Annotated in this window: 16 protein-coding genes; 1 reads left to right on the top strand and 15 read right to left on the bottom strand. The window is 32.9% G+C overall.

Annotated elements, in window-relative coordinates; all coding sequences use genetic code 11:
- Nucleotides 1-31: 31 nt before the first annotated feature.
- From rsgA to HM992_RS06365, 7 genes are all read right to left on the bottom strand, one after another.
- The gene (gene rsgA / locus HM992_RS06395; RefSeq protein ID WP_179321043.1) at nucleotides 32-985 is read right to left on the bottom strand and encodes a ribosome small subunit-dependent GTPase A; all 954 of its coding nucleotides are present in this window, start codon (nucleotides 983-985) and stop codon (nucleotides 32-34) included.
- An 85-nt stretch (nucleotides 986-1070) separates the two neighbouring features.
- Nucleotides 1071-2723 carry a hypothetical protein gene (locus HM992_RS06390; RefSeq protein WP_179319104.1) on the bottom strand — a complete coding sequence of 551 codons (1653 nt, stop codon included), beginning with the start codon at nucleotides 2721-2723 and terminating at the stop codon, nucleotides 1071-1073.
- A gap of 169 nt (nucleotides 2724-2892) precedes the next feature.
- The gene (locus HM992_RS06385) at nucleotides 2893-3528 is read right to left on the bottom strand and encodes a carboxypeptidase-like regulatory domain-containing protein (RefSeq protein ID WP_179319103.1); all 636 of its coding nucleotides are present in this window, start codon (nucleotides 3526-3528) and stop codon (nucleotides 2893-2895) included.
- Between the two features lie 149 nt (nucleotides 3529-3677).
- Nucleotides 3678-4760 (bottom strand): bifunctional 3-deoxy-7-phosphoheptulonate synthase/chorismate mutase type II, encoded by a 1083-nt coding sequence (locus HM992_RS06380; RefSeq protein WP_179319102.1) that lies wholly within the window; start codon nucleotides 4758-4760, stop codon nucleotides 3678-3680.
- Nucleotides 4761-4781: 21 nt separating this feature from the next.
- Nucleotides 4782-5633, bottom strand: a complete 852-nt coding sequence (locus tag HM992_RS06375; protein WP_178985848.1) for a prephenate dehydrogenase — start codon at nucleotides 5631-5633, stop codon at nucleotides 4782-4784.
- A 35-nt stretch (nucleotides 5634-5668) separates the two neighbouring features.
- The gene (locus HM992_RS06370) at nucleotides 5669-6811 is read right to left on the bottom strand and encodes a pyridoxal phosphate-dependent aminotransferase (RefSeq protein WP_179319101.1); all 1143 of its coding nucleotides are present in this window, start codon (nucleotides 6809-6811) and stop codon (nucleotides 5669-5671) included.
- Nucleotides 6808-7635 (bottom strand): prephenate dehydratase, encoded by an 828-nt coding sequence (locus HM992_RS06365; protein WP_179319100.1) that lies wholly within the window; start codon nucleotides 7633-7635, stop codon nucleotides 6808-6810. Before HM992_RS06365 ends, HM992_RS06370 begins: the two co-directional genes overlap by 4 nt.
- A 343-nt stretch (nucleotides 7636-7978) precedes the next feature.
- Here HM992_RS06365 and gldA point away from each other — a divergent pair, with 343 nt between their 5' ends.
- Nucleotides 7979-8875 (top strand): gliding motility-associated ABC transporter ATP-binding subunit GldA, encoded by an 897-nt coding sequence (gene gldA, locus HM992_RS06360; RefSeq protein WP_179319099.1) that lies wholly within the window; start codon nucleotides 7979-7981, stop codon nucleotides 8873-8875.
- Between the two features lie 64 nt (nucleotides 8876-8939).
- On the opposite strand, the gene HM992_RS06355 is transcribed toward gldA, so the two are convergent.
- The 8 genes from HM992_RS06355 to HM992_RS06320 all read right to left on the bottom strand — a co-directional run bounded on the left by HM992_RS06355 (nucleotide 8940) and on the right by HM992_RS06320 (nucleotide 16565).
- Nucleotides 8940-9683, bottom strand: a complete 744-nt coding sequence (locus HM992_RS06355) for a head GIN domain-containing protein (RefSeq protein ID WP_179319098.1) — start codon at nucleotides 9681-9683, stop codon at nucleotides 8940-8942.
- Complete coding sequence (locus HM992_RS06350; protein WP_179319097.1) at nucleotides 9680-10771, bottom strand: acyloxyacyl hydrolase; 1092 nt, start codon at nucleotides 10769-10771, stop codon at nucleotides 9680-9682. The genes HM992_RS06355 and HM992_RS06350 overlap by 4 nt, the downstream gene beginning before the upstream one ends.
- A gap of 256 nt (nucleotides 10772-11027) precedes the next feature.
- A complete protein-coding gene (locus HM992_RS06345; RefSeq protein WP_179319096.1) occupies nucleotides 11028-11357 on the bottom strand; it encodes a 2Fe-2S iron-sulfur cluster-binding family protein in 330 nt (109 codons plus the stop codon).
- Nucleotides 11357-12406 (bottom strand): NAD(P)/FAD-dependent oxidoreductase, encoded by a 1050-nt coding sequence (locus HM992_RS06340; RefSeq protein WP_179319095.1) that lies wholly within the window; start codon nucleotides 12404-12406, stop codon nucleotides 11357-11359. Before HM992_RS06340 ends, HM992_RS06345 begins: the two co-directional genes overlap by 1 nt.
- Nucleotides 12407-12409: 3 nt before the next feature.
- Complete coding sequence (locus HM992_RS06335) at nucleotides 12410-12988, bottom strand: precorrin-2 dehydrogenase/sirohydrochlorin ferrochelatase family protein (protein ID WP_179319094.1); 579 nt, start codon at nucleotides 12986-12988, stop codon at nucleotides 12410-12412.
- 2 nt (nucleotides 12989-12990) lie between these two features.
- On the bottom strand, nucleotides 12991-13770 hold the full coding sequence (cobA, locus tag HM992_RS06330; RefSeq protein WP_179319093.1) for a uroporphyrinogen-III C-methyltransferase: 780 nt from the start codon (nucleotides 13768-13770) through the stop codon (nucleotides 12991-12993).
- A 10-nt stretch (nucleotides 13771-13780) separates the two neighbouring features.
- Nucleotides 13781-15868 carry a HEPN domain-containing protein gene (locus tag HM992_RS06325; protein WP_179319092.1) on the bottom strand — a complete coding sequence of 696 codons (2088 nt, stop codon included), beginning with the start codon at nucleotides 15866-15868 and terminating at the stop codon, nucleotides 13781-13783.
- Between the two features lie 76 nt (nucleotides 15869-15944).
- Nucleotides 15945-16565 carry a phosphoadenosine phosphosulfate reductase domain-containing protein gene (locus tag HM992_RS06320; RefSeq protein WP_179319091.1) on the bottom strand — a complete coding sequence of 207 codons (621 nt, stop codon included), beginning with the start codon at nucleotides 16563-16565 and terminating at the stop codon, nucleotides 15945-15947.
- Nucleotides 16566-16642: the final 77 nt, after the last annotated feature.

The following is a 16642-nucleotide window of genomic DNA, read 5'->3' as shown; positions in this document are numbered from 1 at the left end:
TTCAACTGTTTATGCACCATCTGAAGATGCTCTACTGAACCTCGTCCCAATTATCCGTTCTATAGTGCTCATCTTCACCTTCTAAAATCTGAACATAACTCTTATACCTAGAGTAGGAAACCTCATTGGCTTCTAAAGCATCTTTAACCGCACATTTTGGTTCGTTTAAGTGAATACAATTATTGAATTTACAATCTTGTTTTAGTGCAAAAAACTCAGGAAAGTAATCACCGACTTCTTCTTTTTCCATATCAACAACTCCAAAACCTTTAATTCCTGGTGTGTCAATAATAACCGCATCGAAACTTAAATCAAACATCTCTGCAAAAGTTGTGGTATGTTGCCCTTGACTGTGTTGTGTAGAAATGGCCTTTGTTTTTAAATCTAATGATGGCTCTATAGCGTTTACTAAAGTAGATTTACCAACACCTGAATGGCCTGCAAACATACTTACTTTACCTTGCATCAACGCTTTTACCTTATCTATGTTTTTTCCTGTAGTCGCAGAAATACCAATACATTCGTAACCTATGGCTCTATAAACACTAGCCAAATATTTTACCTCGAGTAAGGTTTCTTCGTTATACGTATCTACCTTATTAAATAGTAAAACTGTCTTAATAGAATACGCTTCTGCAGTAACTAAAAACCGATCTATAAAAGTTGTAAACGTTGGCGGATTATCTATGGTCACCAACAAAAATACCTGATCGATGTTAGACGCAATAATATGAGTTTGCTTAGAAAGGTTTACCGATTTACGAACGATGTAGTTTTTACGTTCTTCAATGCGATGAATTACACCAGTCTCGGTATTATTTTTGGTTTCAAGTTCAAATTCTACTTTATCACCAACAGCAATTGGGTTGGTACTTTTAATACCATCCAATCTAAAACGGCCTTTAATTCTACATTCATAGAATTTACCATTTAAGGTTTTTACAGTGTACCAACTGCCTGTAGATTTATATACTGTTCCTGTCATTACAACAAAGATGGTCATTATTGTTTAATGGAACAAAAAAAGACAGCCTTATGACTGTCTTTATATGAAATATTTAGGATGTTAATTATTGATTAACGCTCATTCTTCCTAATTTGTCTTTACTTTTTCTTGAAGAATAAATAATATATTCCGATGGAGATGTTCTATAGTATACTCTTGGACGCAAGACTAATTGATATTTTTCAACATTTTCTTGATCTAATCTTGTAAAACTTCCATCATTATTAAAAGTCATGGCTGCTGGTACCGCTTTATTATAGTTCCCTAACCATTTGATGTCTTCAATATCTGTAACACCATAATTTTTAGTATTATCGTTAAAAATAACAGTTAGTTTACCGTTATGATAAATCGGCATTGCACTTAAATATTCAGGTCCTTTTCCCATAACAGTTAGTGGCACCATAATACCCGCACTTACGGTAAAATTCCCTTGATTTGAAAACCCAAAAATACCTAAAGACAGTGTTGTATAACTTGCCTTTTGTTTTTTAGGAATAACATTGGACCAAGCAACAGTGCCATCAGAATTTAATGATGTTACAATAATTTCGTTATTTATAAAAGTAACAGGAGTAAATGCTAACGGTCCAATACCAGAAGTTTGACCTTCTATTATTAATTGATATTCTGATAACAATATTAAACCACCATCATTTTTTTCAATTAAACTATGCGTTACATATAAAGGTTTAACATCTTTTCCTTTTTTTGCACGACGCTCTCCAATTAATTTAGCTTTAGTTTCGTAGTCAAATTCATTAAAATTAAGACGTTCAACTTCATTATTAGCTACTGATATGGCTGCAGCATAAATTCCTTTTAATTCTTTATTAGCCTTACCATTCTTTCTTACGCTAGAATAAAAACCAACCAAATGAAGCTTACCTTCTTTATTAGCTAGCATTTCACAGTTTATAATTTCTTTATCTGTAAATTTTATATCAATTACCTCTTTAGCATAGCCGTTAGCACTTTTAAAAGCATGTACTTCAAATTTTTCATTATTTGTTTTTGTTTTTCGGTCTCTAAAACTTTCATTAATAACCAAAAAGACATCATCATTAACGCTAACGTCGTAATCTGATATTGTAAACTCAAGATCTTTTCTATCCTCAAAAGGCACTTTTTCAATGTGCGACATAGCCGTATCTAAATTTTCATCTAGTAGCTTAAGCTCATATTGAATAACTTCTTCTTTATCAAAAAGGGCAGCATGCATAATTAATAGACGGTCACCTGTTGGTGAATCTTTAAAATAAAATGCTCCCTGTTCTCTTTTCTTGGTGACTTTAGTAGAGAACAATTTCACTTGTTCGTTAGATAGCTGACCATTTTCTAAAACTTCAACTCCAAATAAATTTGAAATCTTAGCTTTTTTATCATACACGCTTCCAAAAACATATACCTTACTCCCAATTAAAGTTATCTCTTCAAAATCTATTGACCTATCCTTATAACTAGATAAATCTATTTCACTGGTTGAAATAAGCGACATATCTGACGACTTAAACACTTTAATAAAATAATTTTTTTTCTTATTGGCAAGGACAAACACTTTTCCATTTACTTCGCCAGCGATGCGAACAATTTTTTGAGAATTGTCATCTATTTCAGTTCCATGTGTAAAGGTAAAATCCCCAACTTGTATTTGAGAATACATGGTTATAGAAACTAATAAAGTAAGAATAAGTAATAGCGGTTTTTTATAAATCATTTTAATTTGGTTGATGAGCTCACAATTATAGGTGTTTTATTACATAAATACTTAATGAATTTAACATTTAATCTTAGCACAAGAATTATTAAAGTGCAAACAAAAAGGTTTCACCCCTAATAATGAGCATTTTAAATAGAAAAAGGCTCGCAAATCGCGAGCCTTTTTCTTAACTTTTTATCGCTTTGATAGATTCTAATTGTTTTCCATCTGCTATGATACTTACTATATATAATCCTGCCGCAAATTGCGAGACATCAATAATTATATTCTCTCCAAACTTTTGATGTGTCGTCTTTTTAAGCATTTGACCAGAACTATTCGCTATTGAAATTTTAACTTCATCATAATCTTCCACCAACTTTAATTGGAAAATGCCATTTGAAGATGGGTTTGGGAAGAGTTTATTTCTTTTCTCAGATTTATTGTACAGCTCAGATTTTTCTACACTGAACCCACCACAAGCTCTTTTATACCATGTTTTAGTAACATTTTGATATCCAACAATTACAACCTCATCAAAACTATCTTCTTCAAGATTAATTCCTATTTCCTCAGTGTTATTTAAAACAAGCTCTTTAGTTTCATAGCCTAAATAAGAAACAACTAAGGTATCCCCTTTTTTTGCTTCAAGTTTAAATTCTCCTTTTTCATTTGTAGCAATTCCGTTGGTAGAGTTTTTAATAATTACACTGGCCGATTCTAATGGAATAGAATCGTTAGCTACAGTTCCTGTTATTGAAATTTGTGCCGAGGCAAAAAAACTTAAACTTAAGGCGATGAGGACTAAAGTACTTTTTTTCATGAGTTATTGGTTTTGGTTAATACCTCAAACCTACTCCGAAACTGAATTAAAAAAAACAACCCTTACGTAAACTCTACGTTTGAGTGAGTAAACATGTCATACAAAAAAGGCTCGCAATTTGCGAGCCTTTGTAAAAGTTATTATTCAATTTATTTATTGATTATCTTTTCTTGATGATTAATTGATTCTTGATGAATTGCTTTAAACATCTTTAAAATAAATTCTTCACTTAACCCTCTTTCTTCTCCTTCTAGTACCATATGGCCTAAAATCTCGTTCCAACGTTTGTTTTGTAATACAGCCACGTTCTTTTGTTTTTTAAGAGTTCCAATGCCATCAGCAACTTTCATACGTTTGCCTAATAAATCAATAATCTGATTATCTACAACATCTATCTGAGCTCTTAAATTATTAAGATCTTTATTATACTCTGCTTCAGGATCTGATTCTTTTCTGATTTTTAAGTCTTTCATAATTTGAACAAGACTACTTGGTGTTACCTGCTGTGCCGCATCACTCCATGCATTCTCAGGATCGAAATGCGTTTCTATCATTAACCCATCAAAGTTAAGATCTAAAGCCGTTTGAGACACTTCAAAAATCATCTCTCTATTTCCTGTTATATGAGAAGGATCATTAATTAAAGGCAAATCTGGAAATCTATTTTGAAATTCAATTGCCAATTGCCATTCTGGTATATTTCTATATTTAGACTTTTCATACGTAGAAAAACCTCTATGTATAGCACCTAAATTTTTAATTCCTGCAGAATATAATCTTTCAATACCACCTAACCATAACGATAAATCTGGATTTACTGGATTTTTAACCAATACAATTTTATCAGTTCCTTGTAAAGCATCAGCAATCTCTTGCATGATGAATGGACTCACAGTAGAACGTGCACCAATCCATAATAAATCTACATCATACTCTAAGGCTAATTTTACATGCGCTGCATTGGCAACTTCTGTACAGGTTTTCATTCCTGTTTCTGCCTTTACTTTTTGTAACCATTTTAAGCCTAATGCTCCAACACCTTCAAAATTACCTGGACGTGTTCTTGGTTTCCAAATACCTGCTCTATAGTAATTAACATCGGTATCTTTTAGCTCGTGTGCTATTCTTAATACTTGTTCTTCTGTTTCCGCACTGCAAGGACCTGCAATTACTAATGGATGATCTAGATTCATATCATCCAACCAAGTTCTCATTTCTTTCTTGTTTTCCATTTTTGCTTTTATTCTTAATTACTATTGTATTCCGTTTAATATGTCTTTTATATAATTTGTTTGTTCCATTTCGTTATACACAGCCTCAAAATCATCTTCTTCCATCAACTGCTTAAAGTGTTTTAGATTATCTATATATTCTTCTAAAGTTTCTATAACATTGGCTTTATTTTGTTTAAAAATAGGTGTCCACATGGCTGGTGAACTTTTTGCTAAACGCACTGTACTCGCAAATCCACTACCTGCCATATCAAAAATATCGCGTTCATTTCGTTCTTTATCAATAACCGTTTTCCCCAACATAAATGCACTTATATGCGATAAATGTGAGACATAAGCAATATGTTTATCATGTGCTTTAGGATTCATATAACGAATACGCATCCCTAAATCTGAAAACAACTTTAACGCTTTTTCTTGAAGCTTGAAGGCCGTTTCCTCCACTTCACATATAATATTGGTCTTGTTTTGATACAGGTTATAAATTGCTGCTTTTGGACCAGAATGTTCCGTACCCGCAATAGGATGCACTGCTAAATAATTTCTACGTTTTGGATGATTCCTAACCTTGTCGCAAATATCTTCTTTGGTAGAACCTGCATCAAAAACAATGGCATTATCTGAAACACCATCTAAAACTTTAGGCAAAACATTTAAAGTTGCGTCTACAGGAATTGCTACAATAACGACATCTGCTTTTTCTAAATCTTCAAAATTTGCTTTTTGATCTATAACTTTTAGTTGAATAGCCTCATCTAAATGCGCTTCATTATTATCAATACCAAAAATGGTACACTCTGGATGTAATTTTTTTATATCCAAAGCGAAGCTTCCTCCAATTAACCCAACTCCTATGATAAATATAGTATTCACTTTAATTTATTTCTTTAACTGTAATTGTTCACTGATTATACTCTGGCTATCGCTTCCTTAATAATGTCTTCATCTGCACATAACGAAAACCGCACATATCCCTCTCCATTACTTCCAAAAACAGTACCTGGTGTAATAAATATGGAATGCTCCTTTAGTACTAAATCTGTAAATTCTTCTGATTTCATATGTGGTGGCAACTTTGCCCAAACAAACAATCCGGAAGCATCTTCATCATAAGTACAATTGAGTCCTTGAGCCAGTTTCCATACTAGTTCTCTTCGGGTTTGATACACACTGTTCAAACTCTTAAACCACATTTCAGAACATTTTAAAGCCTCAATTGCTCCTTTTTGTATACCATAAAACATACCAGAATCCATATTACTTTTCACGCGTAAAACAGCACTTAAAAAATCGTAATTACCAACTAACATTCCAACTCTCCAGCCAGCCATATTAAAGGTTTTACTTAATGAATTCAACTCCAAACAAACGTCCTTTGCATTCTTATATCTTAAAATACTTATTGGTTTATCATTCAGAATAAAACTATACGGATTATCATTTACGATTAAAATATCGTGTCGTTTTCCAAACGCAATTATTTTATCATAAAATTTATTAGTAGCATTTGCTCCTGTTGGCATGTGCGGATAATTAATCCACATAATTTTTACACGTTTTAAATCTAAACGCTCTAAAGCACTAAAGTCTGGTTCCCAATTATTGTCTTCTTTTAAATCATAAAACACAGGTTTTGCCTCTAAAAGTTTAGTTACTGAAGCGTACGTCGGATATCCAGGATTTGGAATTAACACTTTATCACCTTTATTTAAAAAAGCCATAGAAATGTGCATAATACCTTCCTTGCTTCCCATTAATGGTAATACTTCGGTTTGCGAACTTAAATTTACATCATAATGCATTTTATAAAAGTTGGCAATTCCTTCTCTCAGTTCTGGCAAGCCTTGGTAACTTTGATATTGGTGTGCTTTTTCATCAATTAAACTATCTTGAAGCAACATAGAGGCCTTAAAAGGCGGCTCTAAATCTGGACTACCAATACCTAAATTAATAATAGGTTTGCCTTGCGATTTTAAAAGTGCTACTTCTCTCAATTTCTTAGAAAAGTAGTATTCTTCGACATTTTGTAAACGTTTTGCAACTTCTATCATAGTCTTGCATTTTTATATTCTCCCAATATTTTAAAATTCTCAGCCATTAAACTTATAATAGACTTCGCTTTATCGTAATCTTTATAATCTACAAAAGTAACATCTACAAAAAACGCATACTTCCATGGTGTATCAATTTTTGGTAATGATTGTATTTTGGTAAGGTTAAGTTTGCAATCACTCAACACATTTAACAAAGCTGCTAAACTGCCACGTTTATGATCTAATTCAAACTTTAAAGATGCCTTATTAATATGGCTGTTATCCGTTTGGTTATTTTCACGTCGTACAATCACAAAACGCGTTTCATTATGTTTTATAGTTTGAATACTTTCTGCCAAAACATTAAGTCCATATAATTGTGCTGCATTTTTACTTGCTATGGCTGCAATGCCTTTTATATGCTGTTCTGAAATTTGTTTCGCCACATCGGCTGTATCTTTAGCTTCTACTAATTTTATATGCGGATAATCTCTAAAAAATAGTTTACATTGTAATAACGCCATGGGATGTGAATGCACCTCTAAAATATCTTCAATAGATTGCTCCGCTAGAGCCATTAAACTATGCTGAATATCTAAATACCATTCACCAACTATACTTAAGTTATGACTATCAATTAACGCATAATTAGGTATAATTGAACCTGCAATAGAATTTTCTAAAGCCATTACAATTTCATCCGTTTGCCCTTCGAGTAAGGTGTCAATAACACTATCAAAGGTCATACATTCAACGACATCTGTTTCAGCATTAAAATAATGCTGAACAACTTCATGATGAAATGAGCCCTTAATGCCTTGTATTGCTATTGGTTTTTTCACAATTTATTTTTCTTAGTTATCGATTCTAAAAACAGTTAAAAGTTGGCATAAAAAAAGTCCCGATTAAATCGAGACTTTTAAAACTATATTTTAAATAAAACATACTCAGTCTCGTTCCTTTAGCTAAAAAAGAAATAAAACCAGTTATAATATGCTTTAGATATGTTCATATTCATTTTCCACATTAGTGGAAATCTTTAATTATATCGCTAATGTAATTATTATTTTCGCAAATCAAAATTGTTGAATTGTTTTTTTGAAAATAATTGTAAAAATTTAAAGAATTACTAATAATTGCAATACAATATTCGGAAATACCTATTTTTGAATAAATTCTATTTGTATGGCCATCGAAGTTTCAAATATAACCAAACTTTATAAAGATCAGAAAGCACTTAACAATGTTTCTTTCAAGATAAATGATGCTGAAATCGTTGGTTTCTTAGGACCTAATGGTGCTGGAAAATCGACAATGATGAAAATCCTAACCACGTATATCGAAGCTTCTGAAGGTTCTGCTAATGTGAATGGATTTGATGTTACTACAGAAAAGAAAAATGTACAAAGTAGTGTTGGGTATTTGCCAGAGCACAATCCGCTTTATACCGACTTATACGTTAAAGAATATTTGAATTTTAACGCGAATGTTTACGACACGCCTAAATCGCGTATTGACGAGGTTATAGAATTAACAGGATTACAACCAGAAGCTCACAAAAAAATAAGTCAGCTTTCTAAAGGGTACAGACAACGTGTTGGCTTGGCAAATGCGTTGTTGCACAATCCTGATGTATTAATTTTAGATGAACCTACAACGGGTTTAGACCCTAACCAATTAGTAGATATTAGAAACCTCATCAAAAATATTGGTAAAGAAAAAACAGTGTTTTTGTCTACACATATCATGCAAGAAGTTGAGGCCATGTGCGACCGTGTTATAATCATTAACAAAGGCGAAGTGGTTGCCGATAAATATTTAAAAGATTTACGAGACGGCCAAGAACAAATTGTGATTGTTGAATTTGACTTTAGAGTGGAAGATGCCTTTTTATTAAAATTACCAAAAGTAAAAGCGGTAAAAAACACATACGACTTTGTTTATGAGATTACGTTTTCTACCATAGAAGATATGCGCTCACATGTGTTTGATTTTGCACACGATAATGAATTAAAAATTCTACAACTCAATCAGAAAAATGCGAGTTTAGAGAGTTTGTTTAGAGAATTGACGAGTAAATAGAACCCCAACCTAGCTTTTCTTACTTCAACTATGCTTAAATGGAACTGGTACTGTAATGATTAAATTAATCAAAATGCAATTCACCAATATAAAAACGCTCTATATTTACAAGTGGTGGTTCATTAACGGAAATCAAATCACCAGTACCGTAAAGTTGACCTGTTAAAGATTGTTGCGGATTTACAACCATATCATTACTACCACGATGATAAACTTCAACATTTTCAGCTATTAAATTTTCACCTTCAAAACGACCGGCTCCTGCATAAAAACCAACGAACAAATTATCTACAGTACCATTTATGTAATAAAATGAAAGATTATTAGATGAAATTGAAAGGTTATTAGAATTAATACTGAGTCTAAAATCACCAACTGTGAATTCGTTTGTTTCATTATAATCTTCAGAAAGCAAGTTTAGCGTATCATAATTTAAAACGCCATCAGAAGAAATATCATACTGCGTAGAGGTTCTTATTTCAGTAAGCGTTGGTGTTTCAATATATATTTTAGTGAGGCCAAAATCTCTTACGTAATTGCAAGAATTATGATCTGTGAGTACCAAGCGATTATCTATAACTTCCACCTCTACATCATTAATTAAATTTTCGCCAGTTTCAATCGTGACTTTATAATCTGGGGCGTCTTTAATAATTAATTCAATATCTCTATGCACAAGAATACGATCAAAACTAGTCACGGAAACTTCTTGTTGAACAATACTTCCTGATGTTTGAAAACAATCGTTAGCATCCTCGCTATTACAAGCTAAAAGGAACAAACTAAATATGTAAATTAATTTTCTCATAACCTTACGCCTATTCCAAATTCTACAGCTTCTGCTTTTGCTCCATGCGATTTCAACGTTATGGCACCAAATAGTTTTTTTCCAAAATAGCGTTTTAATCCTATTCTTATATACGTTCTGCCTTCAAAATCAAAAGGGTAATATACATAATAGCCTAACTGCGTTTCAACGGACATTCTATTAATAAACAATTCATGTCCTACAAAAAGCCCAACACGTTTATAATCTTCATCTCCACTCACATTTTCTTCTGGTAGCGAAACCGATGAGTAATAGATTAATTCCTTTAAGAAGTTTGAGAAAAACACATCGGCACCAAACTGAATGGCACTTACATGGCTTAAGCGTTTATCGGCATAAGCAGACAATACATAGAATGGAAATTGTCCACTTCCTATGACATCACTTTCATTAATTCCTGACCTAAACGCAAAGTTATATTTTACGGTTTTAGTGAATTTTTCATCCTCTATAGTTTCGATAAATTCCGGATCTTCCGAATCTAACTGATATGTTACACCCAAATTAATCGCAATTGTATTTACACTTGTATTTGGTGCTCTAAAATTAGCATTAGAATAATGAATTAATGACAAACCTGTTTGCAAACCGAAACGATTAATGAGTCGATCCTTTTTGTAATTAATCATTAAATACGTTGAACTCAAAATATCAGAACCAAAAGCTACATTTTTAGCATTTTCAAGCTTATCATAAGGATTGGTAGATAAAGCCAAACCTTGTCCGATGCGTAACATGACATTACGTTTTAAAAAATAGAAATTATAATGTGCGTAGAGTCCAACAGCATTCCCTAAGGTTTTATTCTTTAAATCTTGATACATTAAAGAAGCACCATAATCTGGATAATTAAAGCGTTGTTCCCAAGCTTCGTTTCCAAACGTTTTTTTATTCCAACTAAAAATAAAACCTTCAGGATGACCTTTTATTAAGTGAAGAATACTGTTATTATGAAGTGCTATATTGCCACCAAAATAATTGAGGTCAAAATATGCGCTATGTTTTTCTTCTTGTCCATAAAGTCCTATAGATAGTAGTGATACAATTAAACATAATAGATTTCGCATGGCAATTATTGAGCTGCAAAAATAGTCAATAATTACAATTAGCTACCAAACTAACTTACAGGTTTTTACACAAACAAAGTAGCGATTAATGATATGGCTGTTAACACCAAAAGCTGCAGAGCAAATTTAAAATCTGATTTATACTTATTTATTAATTTCATGATTAAGGGCTTAATAATAAAGTGCAAATATCTAACTAAAACAACTGTCTTTTGTTAATTAAAACCTAAGAAATAGTTAACTGTTTGTAGTGATCTTAACATTCTGGCGCTAGTTCTATTTCTAACTCATTTAAGATATCTGAAATAGGAATTTGACAACTCAACCGACTATTATTCTTTACATTAAAAGCTTCAGATAACATTGCCTCTTCCTCGTCTTCCATTGTATTTATCCTATGCTTTGAGGTTACATAACATTGACAAGAGGCACACATCGCCATACCACCACAAATTCCAATTGTACCCTCTGGTGCTAACTCGTAAGAACGTATAATTTCCATTAAATTCATGGCCATGTCTGTTGGCGCTAAAACGGTGTGTTTTTCACCATCTCTATCTGTGATATGTATGGTAACATCTTGCATTATACTATAGCTTTTACAACAGCTTTTGGTGATTCTTTACGTGAACCATCAAAACCATTAATACCACTTACAGTCGTATATTTTAGAACATACTTCTTACCAGGATTTAGTCTTTTATAAGCAGACTGACACATTAAGGTTGCTTCATGAAAACCGCAAAGAATCAACTTTAATTTCCCTTCATAGGTATTCACATCTCCAATGGCATAAATACCAGGAATATTTGTTTGATAATCTACAGTATCTACTTTTATCGCATTTTTTTCTATCTCAAGTCCCCAATCTCCAATAGGTCCTAATTTTGGCGATAAACCAAAAAGAGGAATAAAAGCATCTGCTTCTATGGTTTTGGTTTCACCATCTTTGGTGACTGATACTCCTTCTATTTTAGTCTCACCATGTAAGGCTGTAATTTCTGCAGGAGTTATGATGTTTATTTTATTAATCAATTTTAATTCTTGTACGCGTTCTACGGAATCTAATGCTCCTCTAAATTCATTACGTCTGTGTATTAAAGTAACTTCAGATGCGACATCTGCTAGGTAAATACTCCAATCTAAAGCAGAGTCTCCTCCTCCTGAAATGACTACTTTTTTATCGCGATAAACTTCTGGATCTTTGATAAAGTAAGCTAAACCATTATCTTCATACATATCGATATTTTCCAATTGTGGTTTTCTTGGTTCAAAACTTCCTAAACCACCAGCTATAGCTATTATAGGAGCATGATGTTGTGTGCCTTTATTTGTGGTCACAATAAAACTACCATCTTCTAATTTCTCAATTGTTTCAGCACGTTCCCCTAAGGTAAAACCAGGTTGAAATTGTTTGCCTTGCTCTAATAAATTTGAAGTTAAATCACCTGCTAAAATCTCAGGAAACCCAGGAATATCATAAATTGGTTTTTTAGGATATAATTCGGAGCATTGACCACCAGGTTGTGGCAATGCGTCAATTAAATGGCACTTTAATTTTAACAAACCGGCTTCAAATACTGTAAATAAACCCGTTGGTCCTGCTCCTATTATTAGTATATCTGTTTTAATCATAATCTATATTTTTTCGACTAAACCTTTAGTGAATTCGTTTAACTTTTCGACTTTCTGCTCAAAGTCTCCTTTTATTGTTTTTCTGTATATATTGAGATTCTTTACTAAATCATCTATATTTTCTGGTATGACATCTTCAAAAAACTGACGTAAGCGTTTTGCTGTTGTTGGCGATTTTCCGTTGGTAGAAATTGCCACTTTTACATTGCCTTTGGTGACGATGCCTCCCATATAAAAATCGCAATATGGTGGATTATCAGCGACGTTAACTAATTTGTCTTGTGCTCGGCAATCTTCGTATATTTTTACATTGATTTTAGGACAATCTGTTGTTGCAATAACAATATGATGTCCTTTTAAGTAATGGACGTTATAATTATCCGTAATTCTATTTACGTTTCCAGTATTCGCAATGTCTATAGTGCCTTCTCTATACATTGGAGCTACCATAGTCACGTTTGCATCTGGACTAGACTTTAATAGAAAGGTTAATTTTTCTTCTGCAACATGACCACCACCAACAATTAACACATTTAGATTTTTAGCTTTTAGAAAGATTGGGTATAGATTATTCCGTTCCATTATTAAGCTATTTTTTTCTGAATGTCATACTGAGCCAAATCTGCTTTGGTGTAAATATCTGTTAGATCTACACGCTGATTAACAACTTCACCAATGATTATAATTGCTGGATTTGAAAGTTGCTTTTCTTTAACAATCGATTCTATATTAGATATTTTACCAATACCTACATTTTCATTTGGTCTGGTTCCATTTTGAATGATGGCAATGGCTGTTTCAGACTTTCCTTCCTTAGAAAAAATTTGAACAATTTCTGAAAGTTTACTCATTCCCATTAATATTACTACAGTGGCTGTAGACTTTGCAGCTAATGCAATATCACCAGAAATTTGATGTGATTTTGTCGTTCCTGTAATCACCCAAAAACTTTCTGAAGCATTTCGTTTTGTCAATGGAATACCTTGGTATGCTGGCACTGCAGCCGATGACGAAATACCAGGTACAACAGCCACTTCAATGGCGTATTCCTTAGCATACTCTAATTCTTCTGCTCCACGACCAAAAATAAATGGATCACCACCTTTTAAACGCACCACATGACCAAATCTTAACGCACGTTCTACAATTAATTCATTAATTTGATTTTGTTGATACGCATAACACCCTTTTCGTTTACCAACAAAAATCAATTCTGTATTTGGAGCTGCGTATTCTAATAATTCTGCATTTACAAGAGCATCATACATTATGACATTTGCAGATTTTATGGCTTTAATTGCCTTTACAGTAATTAAATCTGCATCTCCTGGTCCTGCTCCTACTATGGTTAATCTTGGTGTCATACTATTCGTTTTATGCAACAATTTGCTCTTCTCTAAAAGCTCTAACGCTTTTTAGAAACTGTTGTGCTGCGTTTATATAATTATTTGCAAAATCTTCTGTTGGTGGGAATACTTTTATCTGATAAATAAGATCTGAAAAGGAGGTTCCTAATTCAATTTTCTTGCTTTCTACAAAAAGTTCATCAAATTGTGAAATGATGCCAGCTTGTGTGTTTGTGCTAATATTCTCTGAAAGTAAGATGGCTTTTGCAGAATTTACCATAGAACGATACGCTTCATAAATAGCACTTGAATACACTTTATTAGTGAAAGCCTGATTGGCTTCTTCAATTTTCTCATCGCTTTCTAAGAAAAGTGTAGCAATTAAATCGATAACAACTCCTGCACATTCTCCAATTCCGATGGCTTTTACATATTGCTCCTCCGTACCCCAATCAATGAAATCTTCTTGGGTTAAATTTTCAATGTCTGATAAATCAGTTAGTAAGTGATAGAAATATTTTTCACCTTGTTCTTTGTAATAATCTACAAACTGTTTGCCTTTTGCATTCGCTTCAAAATCGTTAAGAATTCTACGTAAAGCTTCTGGTCCTCTTCTACTAGGAATTTTAACTACTTTATCTGCGAAATACGCGTTACCATTTCCTAAGTTTCCACCACCTAAAAGCACTTGCAGTGCTGGCGCAACTAATTTATCTTTTGTCCGAATTGACATCCCTTGAAAACCAATATTTGCCATATTGTGTTGCCCACAAGCATTCATACAACCACTGATTTTAATAATTAAATCAGAATTTTCGAGATATTGAGGATACTCAGTTTTAATAACACGTTCTAATTCTTCGGCTATCCCAGTACTACTTGCAATCCCTAAGTTGCAAGTATCCGTACCAGGACATGCTGTGATATCTACAGCTTTATTATAACCTGCTTCAACGAAGCCTAACTTTTCTAATTCAACATAAAAAAATGGTAATAAATCTTCTTTTACAAAAGGGATTAATATGTTCTGACGTAAGCTTAATCTAACTTCACCTGCTGCATATTGCTCAACCAAATCGGCCAATAAACGGGCTTTATCTGTGTAGAAATCTCCTAATAAAACTTTAATACCTATAGCAACAAAACCGTCCTGCTTTTGAGGAATGACATTCGTAGATTTCCATAAGTTATACGCTTCTGTATTTTTAATCGCTACTGTTGGTGCTGTTATAGAAACTGGTTTTGAAACCGTATAATTAGCAGTGTCAATTGCAACTGTTTTGAATTCTATAGCGTTTTGTTCCTCCTCTACCAATTGCTTAAATGCCTCTAAACCGATATCTTTTATTAAGAATTTCAGTCGTGCTTTGGCTCTACTTTTACGTTCACCATAACGATCAAAAACTCTTAAAACACCTTCCATTAAAGGAATAATTTTGTCTGATGGTAAAAACTCGTAAAATAAATCGGCATGTCTAGGTTGCGATCCTAAACCACCACCAAGCATCACTTTAAAGCCTTTAATTCCATTTTCAATTTTGGAGATAAAACCTAAATCGTGCATGTACGATAAACCGGTATCTTCATCCGATGCCGAAAAAGACACTTTAAATTTTCGTCCCATTTCTTGACACACAGAATTCCTTAAAAAGAATTTGAATATACCATCGGCATACGGAGACACATCAAAGGGTTCGTTAATATCAATGCCTGCCGTTTCACTTGCTGTAACGTTTCTGACAGTGTTGCCACAAGCTTCTCTAATAGTCACATCATCACGTTCTAATTCTGCCCATAATTCTGGAGTTCTATTTATATCTACATAGTGAATTTGAATATCTTGACGTGTTGTGATATGCAATCGACTTCTAGAATATTCATCAGAAACTTCAGAAATACGACGTAATTGATGGCTCAACACTTTACCATAAGGCAACTTGATTCTAATCATTTGTACACCTTCTTGGCGCTGACCATATATACCTCTAGCTAAACGTAGACTTCTGAATTTTTCTTCGTCAATTTTTCCATTTTGAAAAAGTTCAATCTTATTGGCTAAATCTAGGATATCCTTTTGTACTACTGGATTTTCTAATTCTGTTCTAAAACTTTGCATAATACTAATTATATTAACCCTATAGATTTACTAGGATAATTAAACGCGTTTTTTAGGTATTAATAACCTTTATTTTTTACTGTAAGTGTATACCACACTCTCTATTGAGAAGTGCTTTTATAGGATCGAAGTAATCACTATTTTTTTCTAGTTGGTGCTCTTCTATATAGGCATCTAAATCAGTGTCGCTCCAATAGTAAAATGGACTCACCTTTAGAATACCGTCTTTACTAAAGCTTAGAATATCTTTCTTGTCTCTATATTCAGTTTGTCTTACTCTAATGTTGGTAAACCATATATCTGGATTCTGTTCATTTAAAGCACGTCTAAAAGGCTCTAGTTTTACAGCTTCCGAAAAAATCCCATGATTGTCGTCTTCTAAATTTGGTAAGCCAATGGTGGAATCAATTTCTTCTTTGGTATATAAACTCTGATATTTCAAAATATTAAGCTTGTACTTATCAATGAGACGAGAGGCATGCTCGTAGGTGCTTGGTTGGTTGTATAAAGTATCACACCAAACGACTCTAATGTCTTTATCTATTTTAGACATTGTGCTTAATAAAACCGAAGAATATATTCCAAAACTCGTTGTTACAATTCTATTCTCAGACAGTGCCAATGCCCATTCTGCAATTTCAATTGGAGTCTTATCTTTTAATCTTTTATTCCATAGATCTATATCAATATTTATCATCTTCCCCATTTTATGCTATTCATAATTTGCTATTAATCACCCAATCTTTAAACCCTATAGATTTACTAGAGTAATGC

Origin of the sequence: Winogradskyella helgolandensis (assembly GCF_013404085.1) — a bacterium.
GTDB lineage: Bacteria > Bacteroidota > Bacteroidia > Flavobacteriales > Flavobacteriaceae > Winogradskyella > Winogradskyella helgolandensis.
The sequence above is the reverse complement of the archived record's forward strand: the minus strand, read 5'-3'. Positions and strand labels throughout refer to the sequence as shown.